Below are 4,531 nucleotides of genomic sequence, written 5' to 3'. Positions count from 1 at the left end.
ATGACCGAGACATTCATCCGCAGCACCACCCTGAAGCTCGCCGTCGCCAAATGAAGTGCCTCATCGTCGCAGCCGGGCAAGGAACCCGGCTGCGGGAGCGCGGCCTCCTCAAGCCGCTCATCCCCATCAAGGGCAGCCCTCTGATCGAGCGCGTGATGGAGCGGGGGCGTGCTGCCGGCATCACGGAATTCGTGGTGGTCAGCGGCTATCGCGGCGAAGAGCTGCGGGCTGCCGTGGATGTGCTGGCGGCACGGGTGGGTGTTGCCGTCTCCCATGTCGCCAACGACGAATGGGAACGGGCCAACGGCGTCTCGGTCCACAAGGCGAAGGCCTTGCTGACGGAGCCCTTCCTGCTGACCATGTGCGATCACCTGGTGGACCCCGGCATTTTCCAGGGCCTGATGGCGCTGCGGCCGGAGCCGGACACCGTGACCCTGGCCGTCGACTTCAACATCGAACGGCCGCTGAACGACCCGGAAGACGTCACGCGCGTGAAGTGCGTGGACGGCCGAATCGTGCACATCGGCAAGGTGATCCGCGACTTCAACGCCTTCGACACCGGCGTCTTCCTCTGCACGCCGGGCATGTTCGCGGCGCTGGAGGAAAGCCAGGCCAAGGGCGACGACAGCATCTCGGGCGCCATGAACGTGCTGGCGGGCTGGAAGAAGGCCTGCGTCCACGACATCGGCGACCGGTTCTGGATCGACGTCGACGACCCGGCCGCGTTCGAGAAGGCCGAAAAGCTTCTGGACGCCGGCCAGCTCTGAGCCATGCAAACCACTGAACCGGTCAAGCGGACCTCCGAAATCGAGGAGGTCACCAACCTGTACGTCATCCATCCCATCTCAGGCTGGCTGACCCCCAGGTTCGCCGCCCTGGGGATACCGCCGAACGCGGTGTCCCTGGCCGGGATGGCCTTCGGCATCGCCGCCGGCGTGGCCTACACCCATTACCAGACCCTGGCGTGGACCGTGGCGGCCTTCATCCTGATGATCGCCTGGCATGTCATGGACGGCGCCGACGGCCAGTTGGCCCGGCTGACCAACGCGCAGTCGGAAACCGGCAAGATCCTGGACGGCATCTGCGACTACGTCACCTTCATCGCCGTCTATGTCGGCCTGGCCATGACGCTGGCGGCGGAACAAGGCGCCTGGGTGTGGATCGTCATCGTGGCCGCTGGCGTGGCCCACGCGGTCCAGTCCGCCGCCTACGAGATGCAGCGCCAGTGCTACAACTTCTGGGGCTGGGGACGGAAATCCGCCGAACTGGCCAAGCTGGACACCCCGGCGGCGCACCGCCCGGGCGTGCTGGGCGCGCTCTACCGCCTGTATCTGCACCTGCAGTATCTGACGACGGGCGTCACCGTGGGCTTCCACGACGAACTGGCGCGTGCCTTGGCGGCCGACGCGACCCACGCGCCGAAGATTCGGGAGGCGTACCGGGCAGCCTTCGCCCCGGCTGTGCGGCATTGGTCCATCCTGTCGGCCAACTACCGCACGCTGGGCATTTTCATCGCCGCCGCCGTGGGCCGGCCGCTGCTGTATTTCTGGTTCGAACTGGTGGGCTTCAGCCTGATCCTGGCCGTCCTGCTGTCGCGCCAAGCCGCCCGCTCCACCCGCTTCCTCACAAGCCTGCGACAGGCGGCATAGCCGGTACCGGGCGCGTCCTGTGCGCCCGGTGGAAGAGATAGGCCGCCAGCCCGATCAGGATCAGCGACGGGCCCAGGGCCGTCACGGCGGGGCTGAGGTTCAGCAGCAAATCCAGGCGATCGGAAATCTGCTGCGTCAGGGAAAAGACGATGCCGATCACGGCGCCGATGGTGATCTGCTGGCCCGTGGACTGGGACCGCGGCGGCCCGAACACGAACGGCGCCGCGATCAGCGCCATGGCCAGCATGGTCAGCGGCAGGCTGAGCTTGGTCCACAGTTCCTGTTCATAACGCACGGCGTGCTGCCCCTGCCGCCCCAGTTCGCGGACATAGCGATAAAGGTCTGTCGGCGACATGTTCTCCGGCACTGGCATCAGGTCCTGCACGCGCTTGCCCGGCAGGAAGGATGCCCAGGACAGGCTGTCCAGATGCTCGGTATGGATCTGTTTGGCGTCCACGGTCTTGCGCGTCACGTCGCGCAGTTGCCAGGGCCCCTCCGCCTGGATTTCGGCGCGGTCGGCATGGATAAACGTCTCCAGCCGTCCATCCTGGGAGAAGGTGTAGACGTTCACGCCGCGCAGGACGTTCTTGCTCTCGATCCGCAGCACGTTCAGGTATTGCCGCGCGCCGCCGGCCCAGAAGCTGTCGCCGGTGTCCGCCAGGGGTGAGTCGGCCAAAGCGGCGGACCGCAGGGTCAGGGCCAAATGTTGCGCTGGCGGAATGACAAATTCGGCCACCAGGAACAGCACGAGGACGACCGGCGGCAGCAGCTTGAGCACCGACCCGATGATGCGCACTTCCGATAGGCACAAGGCACGCATGGCCGTCAGTTCCGAGCCCTTGCTCAGGCTGCCCAGGGCCAGCAGGGTGCCGATCAGCATGGCAACGGGCGCCACCTGCAAAAGGCGCGACGGGCTGGTCAGCAGCACATAGACCAAGGCGTTGACCACGTGGTATTGGCCCTCGCCCACTGACTTCAGCTGTTCGACGAACTCCAGCAGGCTGAACAGCGCCACGACTCCGCCAGCGACCGTCAGGAAAGCCTTCAGTGTCGCGCCGCCGATATACCGATCAAACTGGGTCATGGCGGACAGTGTGTTCCCGCGGCACCTCAAGGCTGCCCGACAGCCGCTTGACCAGGGCCCGGACACGGAACTCCACGTTCCATTGCGGCCAGTACAGCGCCACGACCAGCAGCACCGCCAGCAGCGCCGGCGCCCACCAGATGCCGGGAATGGCGCCGACGGAGCCATGCTGCACCCAGGTGCGGGCCGACGTGCACAGCAGGTAATAGCCGGAATAGACCAGGATGGCGGTGCCGAACTTGGCGTAGCGCCCCCCCTGCCGGGGATTGACGCGGCTGAGGGGCATGCCCAGCAAGCCCAGCAGGAGGGTGGAGAGGCAGGTGGACAGCCGCCACTGGAACTCCGCGATGTCGGCAGGATCGCTGGAGCGGGCCAGGCGAGCGCTGCTGACGCCTGTGGCGCTGTATTCCTGCGGGGCGATGTTGTGGTTGGCGGGGTCCAGCGTGACGCTGCCCACATCCATCATACGGTCCTGGGTCGAGTCGTCACGCCCCAGGAAATAGACGTGCGCACCATCCAGTTGCACGTTCGATCCGCCGTCCCGTTTCGGCGGCAGTGCGTGGGCGCTCTGCGCCATGATGATGTCGGTGGTGGTCGGATGCTGGATCTGGATGAAAACCTCTTTCGCTGGCCCCCGGATGCCCTCCCGCCGGGGGAAGAAGATGACCCGGCCACCGTGCTTGTTGAGGTAGAAGGTGCCCGATTCCATGGCATCGACGTTCATGGAAAGCTGTGCGCGATACGTGATGTCGTGCGACTTCTCATAGGCCCAGGGGCGTACGAACAGGGAAAGCGCCAGCACCAGCACCGCCAGACCGCCCGACAGCATGAACAGCGCGCGCAACACGATGCCGGGACTCACGTGCAGGGCGAACATGGCCGTGATTTCGGAGTCACCGTAGAGCTTGCCGAAGGCCATCACCACTGAGACGTACAGCGATATGGGAATCAGAACCTCTAGCGAGATCAGGAGCTTGAGCCCGACCAATTCAGCGATGGCGCCGGTCGGCAACAGGCCGTTGACCGCGTCTGCCAGCAGGCCCGCGGTGCTGTAGCCCACGAACAGGGCCGCAAGGATGCCCAGTACGGCCGCCAGCGGCTTCGCGACTTCTCGAATCAGGTAGCGTTCGATGATCAAAGCTCTACGCCATCCCGCGCTTGGTTCGTCAGGGGATTACCCTATCAAGCCGGGTGCCTACTAACTCCCCCGGCGCTATCGCAACGACTGTTCGCATATGGCATACGACATCTTGCATTAATGTCTATGACAATCCGACGACAGCCTTCTATAAAGGTTACGGCGGATATATGAAGCCTTCGCTAAATTGCGAGAGGGCGGAATGGCGGCTCCGCGATGGTGGCATAGCTAATATAGAAGCATGGCTAATTCAGAAGAACAGATCCGGTCGCTTGTATTCGACGCCCTCCGTGCCTCCCTGGAACGGCCCGTCGAATTATCGGATGATACGAACATCACCGAAGGCCTCGGTCTGGATTCGGTTGCGGTCATGGATTTCGTGATGGAGATCGAAGATGCGCTCGACATCTCCATCCCGCTGGACCGGATCGCCGAGGTGAAGACCATCGGCGATCTTATCGCTACGGCACGTGACCTTAAGGGCAACCGCTGACCTATGGCTCTTTTCGATAAGTTCGCGCCGCTGATGGGGCAGTTCGAGAGCCTGGAATCCACCGGCTACAATCCCTTCAACGTCAGCTTCGACCGGGTGCTCTCCCCGACCGAGGGGATGATCGCCGGCCGGCGCATCCTGCTGCTGGGCACCAACAACTACCTGGG

General features: G+C 64.4%; 5 protein-coding genes. 3 read left to right on the top strand and 2 right to left on the bottom strand.

Going from position 1 to position 4,531, the window contains the following annotated elements:
- Positions 1-767 (top strand): phosphocholine cytidylyltransferase family protein (locus tag FBZ87_RS28910; protein WP_246134661.1); only part of this gene is annotated, 767 nt, incomplete at its 5' end.
- Between the two features lie 3 nt (positions 768-770).
- Positions 771-1,649 (top strand): CDP-alcohol phosphatidyltransferase family protein, encoded by an 879-nt coding sequence (locus tag FBZ87_RS28905; protein ID WP_145614022.1) that lies wholly within the window; start codon positions 771-773, stop codon positions 1,647-1,649.
- On the opposite strand, the gene lptG is transcribed toward FBZ87_RS28905, so the two are convergent.
- Entirely contained in the window at positions 1,624-2,733 is a 1,110-nt protein-coding gene (gene lptG / locus FBZ87_RS28900) for an LPS export ABC transporter permease LptG (protein WP_145614021.1), read from the bottom strand. The genes FBZ87_RS28905 and lptG overlap by 26 nt on opposite strands.
- Complete coding sequence (gene lptF, locus FBZ87_RS28895; RefSeq protein ID WP_145614020.1) at positions 2,720-3,871, bottom strand: LPS export ABC transporter permease LptF; 1,152 nt, start codon at positions 3,869-3,871, stop codon at positions 2,720-2,722. Before lptF ends, lptG begins: the two co-directional genes overlap by 14 nt.
- Positions 3,872-4,112: 241 nt before the next feature.
- On the opposite strand from lptF, the gene FBZ87_RS28890 reads away from it, so the two are divergent.
- Positions 4,113-4,364: an acyl carrier protein gene (locus FBZ87_RS28890; protein WP_145614019.1), complete on the top strand. Its 252-nt coding sequence runs from the start codon at positions 4,113-4,115 to the stop codon at positions 4,362-4,364.
- Positions 4,365-4,531 lie beyond the last annotated feature (167 nt).

Source organism: Nitrospirillum amazonense (assembly GCF_007828035.1).
GTDB lineage: Bacteria > Pseudomonadota > Alphaproteobacteria > Azospirillales > Azospirillaceae > Nitrospirillum > Nitrospirillum amazonense.
This window is presented reverse-complemented; position numbering and strand designations above follow the sequence as displayed.

Bases quoted from the DNA above. Each gene is read 5' to 3' on its own strand.
- FBZ87_RS28905 (WP_145614022.1), top strand. From the start codon at position 771: ATGCAAACCACTGAACCGGTCAAGCGGACCTCCGAAATCGAGGAGGTC.
- lptG (WP_145614021.1), bottom strand. From the start codon at position 2,733: ATGACCCAGTTTGATCGGTATATCGGCGGCGCGACACTGAAGGCTTTC.
- FBZ87_RS28890 (WP_145614019.1), top strand. From the start codon at position 4,113: ATGGCTAATTCAGAAGAACAGATCCGGTCGCTTGTATTCGACGCCCTC.